The organism is Tenacibaculum caenipelagi, assembly GCF_004363005.1.
GTDB lineage: Bacteria > Bacteroidota > Bacteroidia > Flavobacteriales > Flavobacteriaceae > Polaribacter > Polaribacter caenipelagi.
Map to the genome: position 1 here is coordinate 505,666 of NZ_SNYH01000001.1, position 22,283 is coordinate 527,948.

19 protein-coding genes are annotated in these 22,283 nt (G+C 33.0%); 3 read left to right on the forward strand and 16 right to left on the reverse strand.

Going from position 1 to position 22,283, the window contains the following annotated elements:
- Positions 1-23: 23 nt before the first annotated feature.
- Positions 24-440: an IS200/IS605 family transposase gene (tnpA, locus tag DFQ07_RS02285; protein WP_133534652.1), complete on the reverse strand. Its 417-nt coding sequence runs from the start codon at positions 438-440 to the stop codon at positions 24-26.
- Positions 441-660: 220 nt separating this feature from the next.
- Here tnpA and DFQ07_RS02290 point away from each other — a divergent pair, with 220 nt between their 5' ends.
- Positions 661-1,419, forward strand: coding sequence for an ABC transporter substrate-binding protein (locus tag DFQ07_RS02290; RefSeq protein ID WP_133534653.1), 759 nt, complete (start codon positions 661-663; stop codon positions 1,417-1,419).
- Here the strand turns inward: DFQ07_RS02290 and DFQ07_RS02295 are convergent.
- The 5 genes from DFQ07_RS02295 to DFQ07_RS02310 all read right to left on the reverse strand — a co-directional run bounded on the left by DFQ07_RS02295 (position 1,402) and on the right by DFQ07_RS02310 (position 5,310).
- Complete coding sequence (locus DFQ07_RS02295) at positions 1,402-1,599, reverse strand: hypothetical protein (protein ID WP_133534654.1); 198 nt, start codon at positions 1,597-1,599, stop codon at positions 1,402-1,404. The two genes, DFQ07_RS02290 and DFQ07_RS02295, sit on opposite strands and share 18 nt — an antisense overlap.
- A 170-nt stretch (positions 1,600-1,769) precedes the next feature.
- A complete protein-coding gene (locus DFQ07_RS02300) occupies positions 1,770-2,477 on the reverse strand; it encodes a DUF4197 domain-containing protein (protein ID WP_133534655.1) in 708 nt (235 codons plus the stop codon).
- A 53-nt stretch (positions 2,478-2,530) separates the two neighbouring features.
- Positions 2,531-2,695 (reverse strand): DUF5522 domain-containing protein, encoded by a 165-nt coding sequence (locus DFQ07_RS15475; RefSeq protein WP_166627704.1) that lies wholly within the window; start codon positions 2,693-2,695, stop codon positions 2,531-2,533.
- A gap of 84 nt (positions 2,696-2,779) precedes the next feature.
- Positions 2,780-3,304, reverse strand: coding sequence for a DUF4136 domain-containing protein (locus DFQ07_RS02305; RefSeq protein WP_133534656.1), 525 nt, complete (start codon positions 3,302-3,304; stop codon positions 2,780-2,782).
- 11 nt (positions 3,305-3,315) lie between these two features.
- On the reverse strand, positions 3,316-5,310 hold the full coding sequence (locus DFQ07_RS02310; RefSeq protein ID WP_133534657.1) for a urocanate hydratase: 1,995 nt from the start codon (positions 5,308-5,310) through the stop codon (positions 3,316-3,318).
- 302 nt (positions 5,311-5,612) lie between these two features.
- Here DFQ07_RS02310 and DFQ07_RS02315 point away from each other — a divergent pair, with 302 nt between their 5' ends.
- Together DFQ07_RS02315 and DFQ07_RS02320 are read left to right on the forward strand one after the other, a co-directional pair.
- Entirely contained in the window at positions 5,613-5,936 is a 324-nt protein-coding gene (locus DFQ07_RS02315) for a hypothetical protein (protein WP_133534658.1), read from the forward strand.
- Between the two features lie 70 nt (positions 5,937-6,006).
- Positions 6,007-9,432, forward strand: a complete 3,426-nt coding sequence (locus tag DFQ07_RS02320; RefSeq protein WP_133534659.1) for a methylmalonyl-CoA mutase family protein — start codon at positions 6,007-6,009, stop codon at positions 9,430-9,432.
- Positions 9,433-9,468: 36 nt separating this feature from the next.
- Here DFQ07_RS02320 and DFQ07_RS02325 read toward each other — a convergent pair whose 3' ends face one another.
- The 10 genes from DFQ07_RS02325 to DFQ07_RS02370 form a co-directional block, all read right to left on the reverse strand.
- Positions 9,469-10,203, reverse strand: a complete 735-nt coding sequence (locus DFQ07_RS02325) for a hypothetical protein (RefSeq protein WP_133534660.1) — start codon at positions 10,201-10,203, stop codon at positions 9,469-9,471.
- Positions 10,204-10,209: 6 nt separating this feature from the next.
- Entirely contained in the window at positions 10,210-12,315 is a 2,106-nt protein-coding gene (recQ, locus tag DFQ07_RS02330; protein WP_317126678.1) for a DNA helicase RecQ, read from the reverse strand.
- A gap of 72 nt (positions 12,316-12,387) precedes the next feature.
- Entirely contained in the window at positions 12,388-15,555 is a 3,168-nt protein-coding gene (locus DFQ07_RS02335) for a S41 family peptidase (protein WP_133534662.1), read from the reverse strand.
- A gap of 69 nt (positions 15,556-15,624) precedes the next feature.
- A complete protein-coding gene (gene trpA, locus DFQ07_RS02340; protein ID WP_133534663.1) occupies positions 15,625-16,395 on the reverse strand; it encodes a tryptophan synthase subunit alpha in 771 nt (256 codons plus the stop codon).
- A 62-nt stretch (positions 16,396-16,457) separates the two neighbouring features.
- The gene (trpB, locus tag DFQ07_RS02345) at positions 16,458-17,633 is read right to left on the reverse strand and encodes a tryptophan synthase subunit beta (RefSeq protein ID WP_133534664.1); all 1,176 of its coding nucleotides are present in this window, start codon (positions 17,631-17,633) and stop codon (positions 16,458-16,460) included.
- A 75-nt stretch (positions 17,634-17,708) separates the two neighbouring features.
- Positions 17,709-18,332 (reverse strand): phosphoribosylanthranilate isomerase, encoded by a 624-nt coding sequence (locus DFQ07_RS02350; RefSeq protein ID WP_133534665.1) that lies wholly within the window; start codon positions 18,330-18,332, stop codon positions 17,709-17,711.
- A 1-nt stretch (position 18,333) separates the two neighbouring features.
- A complete protein-coding gene (gene trpC, locus DFQ07_RS02355; RefSeq protein ID WP_133534666.1) occupies positions 18,334-19,122 on the reverse strand; it encodes an indole-3-glycerol phosphate synthase TrpC in 789 nt (262 codons plus the stop codon).
- Positions 19,123-19,245: 123 nt separating this feature from the next.
- Positions 19,246-20,232 carry an anthranilate phosphoribosyltransferase gene (trpD, locus tag DFQ07_RS02360; protein WP_133534667.1) on the reverse strand — a complete coding sequence of 329 codons (987 nt, stop codon included), beginning with the start codon at positions 20,230-20,232 and terminating at the stop codon, positions 19,246-19,248.
- Between the two features lie 69 nt (positions 20,233-20,301).
- A complete protein-coding gene (locus tag DFQ07_RS02365) occupies positions 20,302-20,880 on the reverse strand; it encodes an anthranilate synthase component II (RefSeq protein ID WP_133534668.1) in 579 nt (192 codons plus the stop codon).
- A 1-nt stretch (position 20,881) separates the two neighbouring features.
- A complete protein-coding gene (locus DFQ07_RS02370; protein WP_133534669.1) occupies positions 20,882-22,273 on the reverse strand; it encodes an anthranilate synthase component I family protein in 1,392 nt (463 codons plus the stop codon).
- Positions 22,274-22,283: the final 10 nt, after the last annotated feature.

Genomic DNA, 22,283 nt, shown 5'->3' on the forward strand with positions numbered 1-22,283 from the left:
GACTAAAAGTCCCCTTTTTCATTCTAATATAAAATGTTCGGTTTCCTATGATGTTCTAAATATTCGTTAACCATTTCATCTGTAATATTGCCTGTACTCCAAACTCCATAGCCAACTCCCCAAAAATGTTTCCCCCAGTAAAGATCGCTTAACTTTCTAAATTCTTGTTGAAGCTTACGAGAACTTCTACCCTTCAGTTGCTTTACTAAGTAACTCTCACTTTGTTTAGGTGCATATTCTATATGCATATGAATATGATCTGAACTAACTACTCCTTTTAAAATCGATACGTCTTCTGCATCACAAATTTGAACTAGTAAATCTCTACAACGTTCTTGTATATCTCCTTTCAATATCTGATAACGATATTTGGTAACCCAAACTATATGACAGGTTAACCTACTTACTGTATGAGAACCTTTTCGTATTGATCTTTCCATATCTGAAAGGTATTAATTTTTTATATAACTGAAAGTGCTGCAATAAAATTGCAGGGTTTTGAACCCTAAATTGAAACCAATAACTGAAAGGGAGAAATAATATTATTTCTCCCTTTTTCTTGATTTCAAATAATCTAACTTTTAAAAATAAAAAACTAGAAAAACAGAAATAATCTTTTCCAACTTATCTCTATTATTATTGAATTATTATTTTTACGTAATGAGTTTCAAAAAAAACTACAAGCGAATCATTTCTTTAGTACCTAGCCAAACAGAATTATTAGTTGATTTGGGGCTCGAAGATCAAATTGTTGGTGTCACAAAATTTTGCATTCACCCTAAGCGTTTAACCAAAACAAAAACTATTGTAGGAGGTACAAAAAACATTAAAATTGATGTAATAAAAGCCTTGAACCCTGATATTATCCTATGTAATAAAGAAGAAAACACCAAAGAAATTGTTGAAGCTTGTGAGCAAATAGCAATAACTCATGTTTCTGACATTTACACCCTTGCAGATGCTAAAGAATTAATTTCGTTATATGGGAGTTTTTTTAACAAACAAACTGAAGCTCTCAGAATGATTAATCTCTTAGAATCTAAAATAATAGATTTTAAAAAGTTTATAGATAATAAAAAAACAAGGAAAGCAGCCTATTTTATCTGGAGAAAACCATGGATGGTTGCAGCTAATAATACTTTTATAAATCATTTACTTGAGTTAAACAAGTTTGAAAATATTTATGCTAATGAGCAAAGATATCCTGAGGTAAATATTGAAAATATTTCATACAAAAACCCCGAGCTCATCTTACTTTCTTCAGAGCCTTTTCCTTTTAAAAAGAAACATATTTTAGAAATAGAGGAGTATACAAACAAAACCTCCTTTATTTTGGTTGATGGAGAGTTTTTTTCTTGGTACGGTAGTAGGTTGTTAAAAGCTTTTGATTATTTTAAAAAATTACATAATAGTATTTGACAAATCTTCATCTAAATATTTAATTCTATTTAGTTTTTCCAAGATTTTCATTGCTTTAAATGCTGAGCGATCGCTTTTACATTCGTCTACATACTTATAATCATTAGCCCTTTCAACCAACTTACGATACCTATCTTCTAAATGCATTCTATACCTGCGTAATTGGCTAATTCTTGACATTCTTATTAAAATTAAGTGGTTTATAAATATACATAATTATTTGATTTACAACTAAATAAAAATACCCCAAAATATAAAATGGGTGAATTTCCTATTTTTACTATCTAAAACAACAAAAAAGCCCTTGATTTCTCAAGAGCTTACATGTTTATTTTTTTCTGAATCTATTTCTATCTATTGTCCTGCAACGCAAAAACTTGACGTAACAATGCTGTATCTCTCAACCCTACTTTTTCACGGATTCCTTTTTCCTCTACCGCAATCATTGTAAACACTCCTTCTAAAGCTTCGGTAGTAACATAATCTGTTAAATCTGGATTTACCTTTTTTACAAACGGAATACTATTATATTTCGTGATTAAGTTTGACCATATTTTATCGGCTCCTACTTTTGCAAATGAATTCTTAATCACTGGATTAAACTCACTGTATAAAGCTGTTGTTGTTTTTCCTTCCAAATATGAAGTCGCAGCGTTGTCAGCTCCTAATAATATGTTTTTTGCATCAGCGAATGTAATTTCTTTAACAGCGTTTACAAAAATTGGAGTAGCTGTCTTTACTGCATCTTCTGCAGTTCTATTAATTGCTTTTAAACCTTCATCAGCTAAATTCCCTAGACCAATCTTACGCAACCCTTTATCAACAGCTTGTAACTCTTCTGGTAATAAAATTTTTACTAAATCATTTTTGTAAAAACCATCAGTAGCCGTTAATTTACTTACTTGATGTTGAATACCATTATCTAACGCTTGTCGCAAACCATTTCCAATTTGCTCCTGTGTTAACACTCCTCCTTGTGGTAATTGATTCACTACTTTTTGTAATTCTGCACAGCCAATAAAAGCAAGTGCGATAAAGAATACTGTAATTTTTTTCATGTTTACTTGTTTGATTTTATCTATTAGAAACAATAAACTAATTTTTGTCACATTTATTTGAAACTATCGGTATTTTTATCATATCCATACGGACAGTGTTTACAGCCACTCTTACAACAATACCCACGTCGTAAATGGTATGCTTCTTTAAAAACTCTATACCCTTGTTCGTTGATATAATACTCATCAGGAGTGGGTTTTAATATCTCTTTTCTCATACTACAAATATCATAAAAAAAATACGTTAAACAGGTTTTATATTCCTCCTTAACGTATTACTCTATTTCAAAAATATAATTTTACTACTTAACCTTTGGAGGATATTGCGCCATAATTTCGGCTACAAATTCTTTAATACGCGCTTCTTTACGTTGTACACTACTTGTACTCAAAGCTCCGGTACCTATTCCTTGCCATACTAACTCTTTTTTGCTAGCATCTAACAAATCAATAAACAAAGTTCCTTCAGTATATTGAGAAACGGTTACAGGACTTGGACCATAATACCATGGATAATAAAATCCTCCATAGTAATTATCGTTCACATTTATACGCTCTCGTGATTTGGTAAATAAACTTACCAATACATCAGGCGAAGCTGATTTAGTCATTCCTTTGGCCATCAATTCCGCTTCAATAGCACGCATAATACGTTTCTTATCCAAATCAGAGATTGGTGCTTTGTCTATTCCTGTTTTATAAAACGCAAAGGTTTTATACTGATTAAAATTAGTTTGGGTATCATAATCAGTTGTTACTCTTACCGAGCTACATGAGGTTACCAACAAAGCTATGATTGGTAATACTAGTAATTTTATTTTTTTCATTTTCTTAGGATTTACATATTCTCTAATAATGCATCATCTACTAAGTTTGGAAGTGTAACCTTCAGTTTCTTTTCTGCTTCCATGGCACGTTTGATAGCAAAAACAGCTTCGTCATTTCGTGCCCAACTACGTCTTGCAATTCCGTTATTCACATCCCAGAAAAGCATTGATTTTAAGCGTCTTGATGCATCTTTAGAACCATCAAGAAGCATGCCAAATCCACCATTGATTACTTCTCCCCAGCCTACTCCACCTCCGTTATGGATAGAAACCCAAGTAGCTCCTCTAAAACTATCTCCAATTACATTATGAATTGCCATATCTGCTGTAAAACGAGAACCGTCATAAATGTTTGATGTTTCTCGGTATGGTGAATCTGTTCCTGAAACATCGTGGTGATCGCGACCTAACACTACTGGACCTATTTTTCCTTTCTTAATTGCCTTATTAAACGCTTCTGCTATTTTCATACGCCCTTCAGCGTCTGCATATAAGATACGTGCTTGCGAACCTACTACTAACTTATTTTCTTGTGCTCCTTTAATCCACTGAATATTATCCGCCATTTGCTGTTGGATTTCTTCTGGAGATTTTTTCATGATTTTCTCCAACACCTTACAAGCAATAGCATCTGTCTTCGCTAAATCTTCAGGTTTTCCAGAAGTACATACCCAGCGGAAAGGACCAAAACCATAATCGAAACACATAGGCCCCATAATATCTTGTACATAACTAGGATACTTGAACTCTCTTCCTAAAGTCGGATTCGCATTCATTACATCAGCACCTGCTCTACTCGCTTCTAATAAAAAAGCATTACCGTAATCAAAGAAATAGGTTCCTTTTTCTGTATGCTTATTGATTGCTTTTGCATGACGACGCAACGTTTCTTGCACCTTTTCTTTAAACAACTCAGGATTGTTTGCCATCATCTCATTTGATTCTTCAAACGACATATCAACTGGATAATATCCTCCAGCCCATGGATTGTGTAATGACGTTTGATCTGAACCTAAGTCGATATAAACATCTTCTTCAGCAAACTTCTCCCAAACATCAACCACATTTCCTAAGTAAGCTAACGAAACAACTTCTTCGTTTTCCTTTGCTTTTCTTACACGCACTACTAATTCATCTAAATCAGTGATTTTTTCATCAATCCAACCTTGATCTAATCGAACCTGGGTTATTTTTGGATTCACCTCAGCACATACTGTAATACAACCAGCAATATTTCCTGCTTTCGGTTGCGCTCCGCTCATTCCTCCTAAACCAGCAGTAACAAATAAGTTTCCTTCTGGTGATTTTCCTATCTTTCTAAATCCGTTTAACACGGTAATCGTTGTTCCATGTACAATTCCTTGTGGACCTATATACATGTAACTTCCTGCTGTCATTTGCCCATATTGAGTTACACCCAAAGCATTAAACTTTTCCCAATCATCTGGCTTTGAATAATTAGGAATCATCATTCCGTTTGTAACTACCACTCTTGGAGCATCTTTATGTGATGGAAATAATCCCATTGGGTGCCCTGAGTACATTACTAACGTTTGTTTATTTGTCATTTCAGACAAGTACTTCATGGTCAACAAGTACTGAGCCCAATTAGAAAATACTGCTCCATTCCCCCCATAGGTAATTAATTCGTGAGGATGTTGCGCTACTGCGTAATCCAAATTATTTTGAATCATCACCATAATAGCCTTTGCTTGTTCAGATTTCCCTGGGTACTCCTCGATAGGACGCGCATACATTTTATAGTCAGGACGGAAACGGTACATATAAATTCGTCCGTACTTTTCTAATTCTTCAGCAAACTCTGGTAATAATTCTTCATGGTGTTGCTTATCAAAATATCGTAACGCATTACGTAAAGCTAATTTTTTCTCTTCATCAGTTAAAATTTCCTTACGCTTTGGTGCGTGATTTATTGTAGTATCATACTCCTTTTTTGGAGGTAATATAGCTGGTATTCCTTGTTTTATTTGTTCTTTAAAAGTCATTTTATACGTTTTTTGAGTTTTCAATAAAAACTTGAAAACTTGTTAATGTTTAGATTATAGATAAGCGTAAAAAATGAAAAAGCTAGGGATAGCGGATATCTGCTCTGTGATACTGAGCTTCAATCCTCTTCTTATATTTTAAAGTTAAAAAATCCATCTTCTTTGAAGTTTGCACAAATATAAGTTTATACCATTAAAAAAAATGAATTTAAAAAGTATAAAATTCTTTTTCGTTTCTTTATTTATTCTCCTATGCTTACAATAAATTGTACCTTTGGTTAGTTTATTGCATAAACAGGTTTATGATATTTATTTCAAAACATATAATTCCAAAAGGTTTTGCTGGATTAACACTCTATCCGTTCATCTTTTTAAAAAGAGAAGACTTAAAAGGTAATCCTGTTTTAATAAACCATGAAAAAATTCATTTAAAACAACAATTAGAATTGTTAATTGTTTTCTTTTATCTTTTTTACTTCCTTGAATGGTTTATTAGACTACTAATTTACCGTAAATCATCTTTAGCTTATAACAATATAAGTTTTGAGAGAGAAGCTTATCAAAACGAAAATAATCTGGAATATATCACCACTCGAAAAAAGTGGGCTTTCCTTTCCTATTTATAATTGTTAAAACATCTAACTATTTTTTAAGATTTCCGTAAATTGCGTACCCGAAAATTAAGACAATTTACGAATGGAACAAATAACTCCCTATAAACCTAAACACAAAGTACGAATTGTAACCGCAGCTTCCTTATTTGACGGACACGATGCTGCCATTAATATTATGCGCCGAATTATTCAATCTACTGGGGTTGAAGTAATTCACTTAGGACATGATAGAAGCGTTGAAGAAGTAGTAAACTGTGCTATTCAAGAAGACGCAAATGCAATTGCTATGACTTCGTACCAAGGTGGACACAACGAGTACTTTAAGTACATGTACGATTTATTGCAAGAAAAAGGAGCTGGACATATTAAAATATTTGGTGGTGGTGGTGGAGTAATTCTACCAGAGGAAATCAAAGAATTGATGGACTACGGAATTACTCGTATTTACTCTCCTGATGATGGTCGTGAATTGGGATTACAAGGAATGATTAATGATTTAGTTCAACAATCAGACTTTGCCATTGGAGATACATTAAATGGAGAAGTAGATAAATTAGCCGATAAAGAAGTTGGTAGTATTGCTCGTGTAATTTCTGCTGCTGAGAACTTCCCAGAAGTTGCTAAAGAAGCTTTAGAAACCATTCACAAAAAAAATAAAAATTCTAAAACCCCTGTTTTAGGAATTACAGGTACAGGTGGTGCTGGTAAATCGAGTTTAGTGGACGAATTAGTTCGTCGTTTCTTAATTGATTTTCCTGAGAAAACTATCGGATTAATTTCTGTAGATCCATCGAAAAGAAAAACAGGTGGTGCTTTATTAGGTGACCGTATTCGTATGAATGCGATTAATAACGAACGTGTGTATATGCGTTCATTAGCTACACGTCAGTCAAACTTAGCATTATCAAAATATGTAAATGAGGCTGTAGAAGTTTTAAAAGCAGCGGAGTTTGACCTAATTATTTTAGAAACTTCAGGTATTGGGCAATCTGACACAGAGATTATTGAACATTCTGATACTTCTTTGTATGTAATGACTCCTGAATTTGGTGCTGCAACTCAGCTAGAAAAAATCGACATGCTTGATTTTGCTGATTTAGTAGCCATCAACAAATTTGATAAAAGAGGAGCTTTAGATGCCTTACGCGATGTAAAAAAGCAATACATGCGTAACAACAACTTATGGGATGTTCATATGGATGACATGCCTGTTTTTGGAACGATTGCATCTCAATTCAACGATCCAGGAATGAATTCGTTGTACAAAGCAATCATGGATAAATTGGTTGAAAAAACTGGAGCTGATTTACAATCTACTTTTGAAATTACAAAAGAGATGTCTGAAAAGATATTTGTAATTCCACCTAGTAGAACACGTTATTTATCTGAAATTTCAGAAAACAACCGCGCCTATGATAAAACGGTTAATGAGCAAGAAAAAGTAGCTCAAAAATTATATGGAATTTTCAAAACTATTGAAAGTGTTTCTGAATCTGAAATAGTACTAGATAAATCAGGAATTGAAGAAACTTCTATTAACAAAACAGAAGAAAACAAAGATTTTCTTAAGCTTTTAATTGCCGAATTTGATCGTGTTAAAATGGATTTAGACCCTTATAACTGGGAAATCATTTTAAACTGGCAAGAGAAAGTAAAAAAATACAAAGATCCTATATACTCGTTCAAAGTACGTGATAAGGAAATTAAAATAGAAACTCATACAGAGTCACTTTCACACACTCAAATTCCGAAAGTAGCCTTACCAAAATACCAAGCTTGGGGTGATTTATTACGTTGGAATTTACAAGAGAATGTTCCTGGTGAATTCCCTTATGCTTCAGGATTATATCCTTTCAAACGTACGGGAGAAGATCCAACACGTATGTTTGCTGGTGAAGGTGGACCTGAACGTACTAACCGTCGTTTCCACTATGTAAGTTTAGGAATGCCAGCAAAACGTCTTTCTACAGCTTTTGATTCGGTTACTTTATACGGTAACGATCCAGGACACAGACCTGATATTTATGGTAAAATTGGTAATGCTGGAGTATCTATTTGTTGTTTAGATGATGCTAAAAAATTATACTCTGGTTTCGATTTAAGTCATGCTATGACTTCAGTTTCTATGACTATTAATGGTCCTGCTCCAATGTTATTAGGATTCTTTATGAATGCAGCGATTGATCAGAATTGTGAGAAATACATCAAAGAACACAAATTAGAGAAAAAGGTTGAAGCGAAACTTAAAGAATTATACGACGATAAAGGTTTAGAGCGTCCTAGATATAATGGAGAACTTCCTGAAGGTAATGACGGATTAGGTTTGTTATTATTAGGTGTTACAGGTGATCAAATCTTACCTGCAGATGTATACGCTGAAATTAAAGCGAATACTTTAGCACAAGTTCGCGGTACGGTTCAAGCAGATATTTTAAAAGAAGATCAAGCACAGAACACTTGTATTTTCTCTACGGAATTTGCTTTGCGTTTAATGGGAGATGTACAAGAATATTTTATTGAGAAAAATGTTCGTAATTTCTATTCGGTATCTATTTCTGGATATCATATTGCAGAAGCTGGCGCAAACCCTATTACGCAGTTAGCCTTAACCTTAGCAAACGGGTTTACCTACGTAGAATACTATTTATCAAGAGGAATGGATATTAATAAGTTTGGTCCAAACTTATCGTTCTTCTTCTCTAATGGTATTGACCCTGAATATGCAGTTATTGGTCGTGTAGCTCGTAAAATTTGGGCAAAAGCTTTAAAATATAAGTACGGAGCGAATCCAAGAGCACAAATGTTAAAATATCATATTCAAACTTCTGGACGTTCTTTACACGCGCAAGAAATTGATTTTAATGATATTCGTACAACGCTGCAGGCATTATATGCTATTTATGACAACTGTAACTCGTTACATACGAATGCCTATGATGAAGCAATTACAACTCCAACTGAAGAGTCTGTTCGTAGAGCCATGGCAATTCAATTAATTATTAATAAAGAATTAGGATTGGCTAAAAACGAAAACCCAATTCAAGGTTCATTCATTATTGAAGAATTAACTGATTTAGTTGAGGAAGCGGTATTAACTGAGTTCGATAGAATTACGGAACGTGGTGGTGTATTAGGAGCGATGGAAACCATGTACCAACGTTCTAAAATTCAAGAAGAGAGTTTATATTATGAAACCTTAAAACATACAGGTGAGTTCCCAATTATTGGAGTAAACACCTTCTTAAGTTCTAAAGGTTCTCCAACAGTTACTCCGCAAGAAGTGATTCGAGCTACTGAGGAAGAAAAACAATTCCAAATCAAAACAAAAGAGAACTTAAATAAAGCTCATGAAGATAAAATAGAGCAACTTTTATCTGAAATGCAATCGGCTGCAATTAACAATCAAAATCTTTTTGAAAAGTTAATGGACGCTACCAAAGTTTGTTCGTTGGGTCAAATTACTGCTTCATTGTTTGAAGTTGGTGGTCAATACAGACGAAACATGTAAACAAACAATGTTTGCAAATAAGTATAAAGAAACCTCTTAGAAATTTCTAAGAGGTTTCTTTTTTGTTCTAGTTCGTTTACGGAGTTTAAAAATCCTATCGTCATAATACACTTTCAATTCATCGACAAATGACATAGGATTTTTGTACGTTGTTAAAACTTTGTAGGTATAACTATCTAACAAGTCAGTTAGTTGATTTTCTAAACGCTCAATCTCATTTTTTAAATAAGTAGCATTACTAGTTGTTTTCTTAACTAATGAAATATCTTTATTAAAATTCATCATCGTATTACCTCCAAAGATATGTGCATGAAAAGCTTCTAACTCTTCTAAGCTTCCGTTTTGATATATTTCTATTAGCTTTGTTGTTGTTTCTAATGCCTTTTGTTGCTCATTTTCTTGCATTGAAAATTTATCAGGATGCACATACAACATTGCCTCTTTATATAATCTTTTCTTCTCTTTTTGATTTGTTTTTTCTGCTACTTCTTTTTTTGAAATGGGTACAATACCTGTAGGTTCTTTGTAATTTTTACCTTTCCGCTTTTGCTCTAACCTTTTCTCTTTTTTAGCTTTCTTTTGCTCCTTATATAAAACCGTTAATTCTCTTTCTTCTATTAACAAATCGGCTATTTCATTTCGTAACGATTGTTCAAAAGGAAATAACTTAGTCTCAATTGCTTCAATCTTAGTTTTTAACGCATTAATTTTCTCTTTTAAGTTTAAAATAGCGTCTGAATTAGCATCGACAGGAAGATGGTTCTCACTCATAACAACCTATCTTTTCCTTTGTAAAATGGTCAGCCCAACTCGTATTTTTTCATACGAAACTTTCTCTCCCAAAAACTCAAAATAGGGCTTTAAAGTAGTTTCATTTTTCAAAACTTTTTTGGCATTTGCTACCAAAGCTAACGTATCTGCCTCGATAAACTCATCCAAACTCACGTCTTTTCCTTCTAGGTATAACTTAGATAGGTGAGAAAAAATAGTGGCAGGTTTTAGTCCACGGTTTTCAGCTATCTCTTCGACTGTAAAACCTTCTTTATACAACTTAAAAGTCTCTAAAGTAGTGTCTTTTTTAGTCCGCTTCTTCTCGTTTAAAAAAGTTTTAATCTCTTCCATAAACTCAGCTCCATACACTTCTAATTTTCGTTGTCCTACTCCGCTTATTGCCAAAAACTCTTCATCGGACTGTGGCCTTTCTCTTTCTATTTCTTTAAGTGTAGCATCATTAAACACCAAATAGGCTGCTATATCTTCTTCTTGAGCAATACGATAACGTAGTTTTCGCAAACGCTCAAATAATGTATCTTTAACCGCTTTTTTCTTCTTCTCTTTTGTTACTGTTTGTACTTCTTTCTGAAATTCAACTGGAGTAGTTAACTGTACTTTTTCTCCTTCAAAGAGCACTTTAGTTGAAAAATCGGTAAGTTGTAAGCTATTATTTAAATGAAAAGCGATTTGACAATAACCTTGGTTTGTTAACTGTATTAAATAATGCTGCCAATCTCTCCACGAAATATCTTTTCCAACTCCATAGGTTTTTAACGTTTGATAATTCTTGTCTAAAACCCCAGCGTTTTTTGCTCCTCTTAGCACATCTATTACAGTCCCCATAGCTTCTTTTCCTTGTAATCGATAAATAGCTGATAGTCCTTTTTGCGCGATAACAGTACCATCAAAAAACTGCGGCGGGTTCTTACACACATCACAATTTCCGCAGTTTTCTTCAATTAATTCTCCAAAATAACTAAGCAATATTTTTCTTCGACAAACTGTAGCTTCAGCAAATTGCTTCATACGTTCTAATTTTGCCTCTTGCACTTCCTTATTTCCGGTATTCTCTATAAACTGACGCAACTGAATAACATCTGCATAACTGTGAAATAACAAGGCTTTTGCAGGTAAACCGTCACGACCTGAACGTCCAATTTCTTGATAATAACCTTCAATATTTTTAGGCATATTATAGTGAATTACCCAACGAACGTTTGACTTGTCAATTCCCATTCCAAAAGCAATAGTAGCACAAATGACTTCACAATCATCTTTGATAAAAGCCTCTTGTGTTTTAGCTCTTTCCTCAAAAGATAATCCCGCATGATATGCTTTCGCTTCAATATTATTTTGTTGCAGTTTACTAGCTAATTGCTCTGTAGCTTTTCTGCTCAAACAATAAATAATACCTGTTTCATTAGGTCGTTTCTTAATAAACTTAATGATTTGTTGCACTCTATCATTTGCAGGACGAACTTCTAACGCTATATTCTCTCTATTAAAAGAACTAATAAACTGCGTAGCATTAGGTACGGCTAATTGCTCTAAAATATCTTGTTGCGTTGCTTTATCTGCTGTAGCCGTTAATGCAACTATAGGAACTTCAGGTAATGATTTTTTTAAAAATGCTAATTGTTTATACGAAGGACGAAAATCGTGCCCCCACGCAGAAATACAGTGAGCTTCATCAATCGCAATACAACTAATATATGTTTGATTCAATATATTTTGAAGCAAGGACAAACTCTCAGGAGCCACATATAGCAATTTGATTTTTTTATTAATTACAGCCTCAAAAACCGCTTCTTGTTCTTCGGTTGATTGACTACTATTGTAAAAAGTAGCTGGAATTCCGTTAGCTTTCAAGCTATCCACTTGATCTTTCATCAAAGCTATTAATGGAGAAATCACTAAGGTAATTCCTTCAAAAAACAATGCTGGTAATTGATAACAAATAGACTTTCCTCCACCCGTAGGCATAATAACCAACGTATCTTTTTTTGATAAAATATTTTCAATAATAGTTTGTTGTTCTAAGCGAAAACTATCGTAACCAAAATTTACTTTTAACTTTTCTAACAACTCTTGTTCTGTAACCTGCATCATTTGGCAAAAATAGTAATAAAAAAAGCGTAGAGTTTAAACTCTACGCTTGATATTTTCGATGATTTGTTATTGCTATTTTATATCCTGTAACAACACCTCAACTGCTTTCTTTAATTGAGCATCTTCTCCTCTAGCTTTCCATCCTGGTGCATTCTTCACCAAATAATCTGGTACTGCTGGTGCTTCATTCTCCATATTCTCACCTGTTTTCTTTACATACCATGCTCTAAAAGGCATACGAATCATTCCATTTTGTAAACGTTTACCTCCTGTAGAAATTACTGCTCCAAAGGTTGGTTGCCCCACTAATTTTCCTAAACCTAAGTTTTTAAATGCATGTGAAAAAATTTCAGCGTTTGAATAACTATTTTCATTACATAAAGCCACCATTGGTTTTGTATTTACCGATAAAATAGCTCTTTCATTAAACGGATAGTTCTCTTTAAACTTTTTATGATTTTTTAAGCTTTTTGCTGCTCCTCTTGGAACCGTGTATGCATGTTGATCTACATTTAACACTGCCATTAATCGGTCGGTAGTCCAACCTCCACCATTATAGCGAACATCAATTACAATTCCTTTTTTACCATAACCACTTGCTTTTAATTCACGTTCAAAACGCTCAAAACTTGGCATATTCATTCCTTGAATATGAATATATCCTAATTGACCATTAGAATATTCATCTACCAACTTCTTTCTAGAATTCACCCATTCTTCATATTGTAACCTTCTTAATGATTTTTCTGGACGTAATACTACTTCTTTACCATTATCTAAACTCAATAAAATCTCTTTCGATTGCGTATTCTTTAGTAAACTGTAGAAATTTGTATTTCTTTTAATTTCTTGTCCGTTAACAGCTGAGATAATATCTCCTACTTTTAACTTACTGGTTGATTTATCTGCTACTGAATTTGGTAACACATAAGAAACCTTAACTCCTTTTTTAGTGTTCTCTACTTCTAATCCTAATACTCCTACTTTATCACTTGTATTTCTTGGTCCACGACCACGATACCCCATGTGACTCGCATTTAACTGCCCTAAAAGTAGGTTATACATATACTCATAATCTTCATGTGTCGTTGCTGATAATACCCAAGGCTTGTATTTTTTCACCAAAGCATTCCAGTTATACCCATGGAACTCTGGATCGTAAAACCCAGCTGTTAATGCACGAATACCTTCTTCAAAAATTTGTTGATATAATTTTTTTTGATCTATCGTATAGGTAGCACTATGAGGTAGATTAGTAACTTTATCTGACTTTGTATCTAATTGAGCTAACTTTCCTTTAGATATAAAATAAATTTTTCCTTTGCTATCAGTAAAATTACCTGCATTTGTTATTCCTTTTACTAATTTAGGCTTGCTTCCATCCCATTTTACCTTGTAAGTACTTCTTTTTTTAGTTGCTGGATCGGTTGCTGAAAAATAAATAAAATCACTATCAGCACTAAACACAGGACTATATTCATCGTCTTGTAAAGATGTTACCTGTACTAAACGATCATAAATCTTATCTGCATCAATTTTTACAATTACTTCTTTCTTCTTTTTCTTACTTTTTTTATCATCTTTACCCTCAGATTCTTCTTCTTTTCTCTCTGGATAATATGCCCCTTCTTCGTGATCTAACTTCGTTTTTTCCCAATCTGATTTTTCTAACCAAACCATCCATACATCATAATTGATTCCATTTCTATTCGATAAGAATGCTAATTTTTTCCCATCAGCACTCCAAACAGGATTACGATCACTTCTTGGATGCATAGACACATTCATTTTGGTAGATGGATTTTCTATAGATTGAATAAAAATTTCACTATCAAAATTTAAATCCTCCTGAGAATAAGCAATGTATTTACTATCTGGACTCCATGATACTCCTGTTGCTGCTGCCCAAGAATTAGAGTACTCTTTAGCATTTGTTATCTTTCCTTTTTTAACATCAGCAATCATTAAAACTCCTCTTCCTACCTGATACGCTATTTTTTTACCATCAGGTGAAACTAAAGAATATTCAATATCTTCTTTACTATTTGTTAGTTTAGAAACTTTTGTTTTTAAACTGCGCTGTAAGCCTACCAAAGTATCAGTTGACACAACACTGTATAATTGATACACTCCTTCTCTATCTGATGAAAAAACAACTGTTTTATCATCTAACCATTGTGGGTTTATATCTCTATATGGGTGCTTACTTACATTGTTTGAATGCTTCTTTTCTTTGTTATTTTCTTTTACAAAGATCTCTCCATTAATTTCAACTGCAATATTTTTTCCATTTGGCGAAACTGCATAACTGTTAATTTCGTTTGTAACGGTTTTAGTTTCTTCCTCCGCAAAACGATTATCCGACACAATATTTAGCCTAATTTTCTGAACTTTTCCTTCCTCTAATTTATAGGTATCAACTCCACTTAAGTATACAATAGTTCCATTATTACTAACTGAAAAAGTACGAACTCCGTCTTTTGTGTGTTTTGTTAATTGAGTTGCTATCCCACTTACAGTTCCATTAGCTGAAATCACTTGTTTATAAATATTATAACGTCCACTCTCAGCTCCTATATAATACAAGTTCCCTTCTGCATCCCAAGCTGGTGAATGGTCATTTTTATTACTAGTTGTTATCTGATTATATTGGTTTGTTTCTGTGTTATATATCCAAATATCTCGTTGTGCTGAACCTGTATAATCTTCTCGAGAAATACGACAAGCTCCTTTGGTAAAAGCAATTAATTTCCCGTTAGGAGACACCGTTGCCATTTCACCATATGCCGTTAGTAAACGACGTGGTGTTTCCCCTTCTTCATTTACCACATACATTTGAGCATCCCACTCTGGACCTCTAAGTACTCGACGTGTTGTAAATACAACATCTCCATTTTTTCTCCAATCAGTCGGAGTGTTATCTGTAGGGTAATAAGTTAACTGTTTAGGAACTCCCCCATTTACAGAAGTAATAAATACATTATCATTTCCTTTTCTATCAGATGAAAATGCTATTTCAGTCCCTTCATTATTCCATACAGGGTTACTTTCATACCCTTTATTAATAGTGAGTCTTTTTGTTTGTTGATTATTAAAATTATACAACCAAATATCACCATAATAACTAAAGGCCATTTGAGAAGCATCAGGGCTAATGGCAGGTTTACGTATTAAAGCTTGTTGAGCTGACAAGAAGTTACTTGCTAACAATGCCAGCACTAAAAATATCTTTTGGGTCATCTTATTTGTAATTTTAGAATGACCAAATTAATTCTTTACAACTATATTTTCACTAAAATTAGCAATACATTAACACTTCTTAACATTTGAAATAAAGTCAGATACTCCTTTTACTCCATCTTTATCTAAATTCCTTATAAAAGCTGAACCTATAATTGCTCCATTTGCATATTCGCAGGCAGTGGAAAATGTTTTTTGATTGGAGATTCCAAAACCTACAATGAGTTTACTTTTTAAATTCATATTTTGAATTCTTCTAAAATAACCTATCTGTTCTTCGGAAATTTCTCCTTTAGCTCCAGTTATAGAAGCCGAGGCAACCATATAAATAAAAGCTTTGGTTAAACTATCAATCTTACGAATTCGTTCTTCGGAAGTATGTGGTGTAATTAAAAACACATTGGTTATTCCATAGTTGTCAAATAATTGCTGATAATGATTTTCGTATTCAACCATTGGTAAATCTGGAATAATCACGGTATCAATTCCACAATCTTTTACTTTTTGACAAAACCTATCTTCTCCGTATTTTATAATCTGATTTACATACCCCATTAATACCAAAGGAGTTTTGTTCGTATCTTTTATAGAAGATAATTGTTCAAAAACCACATCGAGGTTCATGCCATTTTTTAGTGCTATATCACTACTATGTTGAATAGTTGGTCCATCTGCTAACGGATCAGAATATGGCAAACCTACCTCTATAAAATCTACTTCCGTATTACTTAGTTCAGTAATGATTTTTGTAGTATCATCTAATTTTGGAAAACCTGCGGTAAAGAATATTGATAATAAATCGTTCTCTTTTTGATTGAATATATTTTGGATTGAGTTCATTGTTGCGCTATGTTTTTAAACCTATTTTCTCTGAGATTTCTCACTTCGTTCAGAATTGCAGATTACTCTAAATGTTTAATATATGTTTCTAAATCTTTATCTCCTCTTCCTGATAAATTCACCACAACCACTTGATCTTTTTGTAGGTTCATTTTTGGTAATACCGCCAAGGCATGTGCACTTTCTAGTGCAGGAATAATTCCTTCTATTTTTGTCAATTCGTAAGCAGCGGCTAACGCTTCTTTATCAGTAGCGTTCATAAACATTGCTCGTTTAGTTTCGTGCAAAAAGGCATGTAAAGGACCAACCCCTGGGTAATCTAATCCTGCTGAAATTGAATAAGGCTCTATAATTTGTCCATATTCATCTTGCATTAAAATAGTTTTACTTCCATGAATTACACCTACTTCTCCTAATTGTGAAGTTGCTGCACTTTCTCCTGAATCTACTCCTAATCCTGCTGCTTCAACAGCAATTAATTCAACTTCTTCGTCTTCTAAATAATGATAAAAAGCACCTGCAGCATTACTTCCTCCTCCCACACAAGCTATAATAGTATTAGGATTTTCTTTACCTGTTTGTTCTTTCAACTGCACTTTCATTTCTTCTGAAATGACCGCTTGTAAACGAGCTACCATATCTGGATAAGGATGTGGACCTACCACTGAACCAATTAAATAATAGGTATCTGGATGTTGAATCCAATAACGAATGGCTTCGTTTGTAGCATCTTTCAGCGTTTTACTTCCACTAGTGGCAGGCACTACTTTTGCTCCTAGCATTTTCATTCGAGCTACATTTGGTGCTTGACGCTTGATATCAGTTTCTCCCATAAAAACAACACATTCCAAATCCATTAAAGCACAAACCGTTGCTGTGGCAACACCATGTTGTCCAGCACCTGTTTCAGCAATAATTTTCGTTTTCCCTAAGTGCTTTGCTATTAAAATCTGACCAATCGTGTTATTTACCTTATGTGCTCCCGTATGGTTTAAATCTTCTCGTTTTAAATAAATAGTTGCTCCGTATTTTTGCGATAATCGTTTCGCTAAATACAACGGACTCGGGCGTCCAACATAATGCTTCAATAAATCTTTATATTCTTTTTGAAAAGATTCAGATTCTATAATTTGTATATAGTTATCTTCTAATTCTTTTACGTTTGGATACAATAATTCAGGAATAAATGCTCCTCCAAATTGTCCGTAATAACCGTTATTGTCTGGTTGAAATTTCATCTTCTTGCCGTATGTTATTTAGCTATAGAGAGATTTCTCACTTCGTTCGAAATGACACTTAACTCTTAACTCTTTTTAACTAATATTTTTTTTTAACTTCTTTAATTTCTCTACTGATTTCACTCCTGGTTTGGTTTCAAACTTGCTATTCACATCAATTACATGACAGTATTGTGATTCTTTTCTTTTAAAAAAGGATTGTAATTCAGCTACTTCAGCTAAACCTATTCCTCCACTTAAAAAGTAAGGTTTTGTCGAATTGTAATTTTTTAAAATTCCCCAATTAAACACTTCTCCATTTCCTCCTCGCTCTTTTCCTTTAGTGTCAAATAAAAAATAGTCTATCTCCTCTTCATAGGGTTTCAAAATCTCAAAATTAAATTCGTCTTTAATTCCAAATACCTTGATAATTTCTACTTTTGGTAAATATTGTTTTAACTCTTTTATATAATCGATCGTTTCATCTCCATGTAACTGAACTACATCCAATCGATACTCTTCAATCAATGAAACTACTATTTCTACATACTCATTAACAAAAACACCAACTTTTTTAATTTCACTAGGTAATTCTGGAATAATTCCTTCAAAATTTCTCGGCGATTTTTCATAGAAAATAAACCCAAGATAATCAGGTTGTAATTCAGCTACTTGCTGAATATTTTCTACTGAGGTCATACCACAAATTTTCAGTTTCATATTATCTAATTTGATTGATAAACTCTTGACATGCTTGTCCTGGATTTTCTGTCTTCATAAAGTTTTCACCTATTAAAAAACCTTGAAAATCATATTCTTTTAACCCTGTTATTATTCTTGGATTAGAAATTCCACTTTCAGAAACTTTTATTGCACTTGCTGGAATTTGATTTGCTAACTTTATTGAGTGTTCTAAATCCACTTCAAATGTTTTTAAGTTTCTATTGTTAATTCCTATGATTTTATTATCTAAGTCTCCTATTTTATCTAAATCTTCCTGAGTATGGATTTCATACAAGACCTCTAAGCCTAAATCATTAGCTAATTGCCCGTAGTTTTTTAATTCTTGCGCTGTTAAGCAAGTAGCTATTAATAAAATTACATCGGCTCCAATAGCCTTAGCTTCTACGATTTGGAATCCGTCAACAATAAAATCTTTTCTTAAAATTGGTTTTTGCTCATTGAGAGCTCTTGCTTCCATCAAATCTGCCATGGTTCCTCCAAAAAATGAAGTATCTGTTAAAATTGATAAAGCAGCAACGTTAGCATCTAAATATCCTTCAACAACTTCAGACAATGTAACTTTATCATTAATAATCCCTTTAGAAGGTGATTGACGTTTGAATTCAGCTATAATTCCTGTTGAATACGGATCTAATAATGATTTTTTTAGTGAAATTGGCTGTCTTTTAAAATTAGGACTTTCAACTAATTTTTTAACTGGAACCTCAGCTTTTATTTTTGCTACTTCTTGTTTTTTGAAATTTATTATTTTATCTAAAATAGTCATCTTGTATTCTTTTTGTTATTACGAACAAAGTGAAGCAATCTAAATTATCTTCTTTTACTGAAAGATTCCTTCACTACCACTTCGACTACGCTCAGTGTCCGTTCGGAATGACGGCTTTATATTTTAATTTACTAATTTTTCTAACGATTGTTTTGCTTTTAAACCTAACAAAGAGTCTTTCGCCTCTTCAAAAGCAGTTTCAAAACTCTTCTGTTTATCAAAGGTTTTTAAGGCAAATGCAGCATTTGTTAATACTACATTATTTTGTGCTTCTGTTCCTTTTCCTTTAATAATATTCACAAATATTTCAGCAGCTTCATTAACGCTATTTCCTCCAAAAATAGAGGAAGGAACAATTTGCTTTTGTCCTAAATCAGATGGAGAAACTTGTTGCTCAGCTTCTTTAGTAAATAATTTAAAATCTCCTGTTAATGAAATTTCATCATAACCATCTAACGCATGTACCACTCCATAGTTTACGTTAGATTGTTGCAACATATAGTTGTATACTCTTGCAACCTCTAAATTAAATACTCCTACTAACTGATTTTGTGGTTGACTTGGGTTTACCAACGGTCCCAACATATTAAAAAATGTTTTTACTCCTAATTCTCTGCGGATAGGAGCCACCACCTTCATCGCTGGATGAAATAATGGGGCATGTAAAAAACAAATGTTTGCTTCGTCTAACTGTCTCTTCAAAGTGATTTCATCATTTGTAAAGTTGTACCCTAAAAACTCCAACATATTAGATGATCCTGAAGCAGAAGAAACCCCATAATTTCCATGTTTTGCGACTTTATGTCCTGTTCCTGCTACAATAAATGAAGTTAATGTTGAGATATTGAACGTGTTTTTTCCATCACCTCCTGTTCCACACAGATCAATAGTATTAAAATCCGATAGATCTACTTTTATTGCTAATTCTAATAAAGCTTCTCTAAACCCCGATAATTCATCTACTGAAACTGGACGCATTAAAAACACGGTAATAAATGCGGCTATTTGTGAAGCATTGTATTTTTCTTGTGCAATGTTTAGCAATACTTCTTTCGACTGCTCTTTAGTCAATCGTTTTTGTTCAAATAGAGTGTTTAATATTTTTTTCATTTCTTTTTTGTTTTCTACAGAATAAGTTGACTCTCTTTTAACAGATTTCTCACTTCGTTCGAAATGACATTATTTATTTACACTTTCTATAAAATTCTGAATCATCTTTTTACCTTCTGGCGTTAAGATACTTTCTGGATGAAACTGTACTGCTTCAATAGCAAATTCTTTATGACGTAATGCCATAATACTTCCGTCTTCATCAATTGCTGTCACCTCTAATTCCTCTGGAAAATTAGTATGAGAAGCAATCCAGGAATGGTAACGTGCGGCATCAAATGTTTCTGGAATATCTTTAAAGGTAACTGTGTTATTTTTTGTCACTTTCATTTCGGTAGCTACCCCATGAAAAACATCATTTAAGTTTTCTATTTCACCTCCAAAAACTTCAGTTATTGCTTGTAAGCCTAAACACACCCCAAAAATTGGAATTTTCCCTGCATACGTTTTTATGGTTTCTTTTAAAATACCTGCTTCATCAGGAATCCCTGGTCCTGGTGATAGAATAATAGCATCATAATTTTTAATTTCTTCTACAGAAATTTCGTCATTACGATACACATCAGGCAACTTTCCTGTGATATCTTCTACATAATGTACCAGATTGTAGGTAAATGAGTCGTAATTATCTAAAATTAGTATATCCATCTTATATGTTTTCTGCTAACACTAATGCTTTTTTTAATGCTGCTAATTTGTTATTTACTTCTTGTAATTCGTTTTCCTCTTTTGAGTTGATTACTATTCCTGCTCCTGCTTGATAAAACAAGGTATTATTTTTACTTACAAAAGAACGAATCGCTATAGCTTGATTTACATTTCCGTTTAAACCAATAAAACCAACGCATCCACCATAAAATCCACGAGTTTGGTTTTCATAGGTATCTATTAATTCCATAGCTTTATATTTTGGGGCACCACTTAATGTTCCTGCAGGAAATGTATCTCCTACAATTTCTATCGGGTTCCCTGTGATTTTTCCTGTTACTGTTGATACTAAATGAATTACATGACTAAAATACTGAACTTCTTTATAGGTTTCAACCGTTACATTGGTTGCGTGTTTACTTAAATCATTTCGAGCTAAATCAACTAACATTACATGTTCTGCATTTTCTTTCGGGTCATTTGCCAACTCTTTTGCTAGCTTTCTATCTTTTTCATCATCACCTGTCCTTCTGAAAGTTCCTGCAATAGGATTGATTACTGCTTGACCTTCATCAATCTTAATTTGTGCTTCTGGTGAAGATCCCATTAACTTAAAACTTCCATAATCAAAATAGAATAAATAAGGTGATGGATTAATGGAACGCAAAGCTCTATACACATTAAATTCATCTCCTTTAAACTGTTGTTGAAATTGACGCGATAGTACCAACTGAAAAACATCTCCTCGTTTACAATGTTCTTTCGCTTTAGTTACACTTTGTTTAAACTCTTCATCTGTAATGTTTGAAGTTTCTTCTCCTTGAAAAGTAAAATCGTATTTGGCAAACGACTGAGAATTCACTAAGTTTTCAATTTCAGATAGTCGGGATTCTTCTTCATTAGGAATATTTTCAATCAAAATCATTTCATTTTTAAAATGATTAATTGCTACAATAAATCGGAAAAAACTGTATTGCAACAATGGTATTTCAGAAGAAGCCTTTTTAGAGTTAAACAGGATTGTCTCAAAATATTGTACAGCATCAAAAGTTGTGTAACCGTACAACCCGTTGAATGATTTAATCTCTTCTGAACAATCAACTTCTATTAAATTACTGTAAGCATCAAACTTCTTATAAAAATCTCTTTGAATCGATTCCCTTTTCTTTTCTTCTTTTTTATAAACCAATAACAATTCATCATTTTCTGCCTTAATTGTCACCAAAGGTTCTATACATAAAAACGAATAACTATTTTCTTTACTATGATAATCTGAACTTTCTAATAGCAAACTATTTGCATACTTATCTCTTGTTTTTAAGTACAAACTCACTGGCGTAACCATATCTGCCAATTGTTTTTTTGCTATTGTTTTAAATTTTATTTTTTTCATTTTAGTTTGA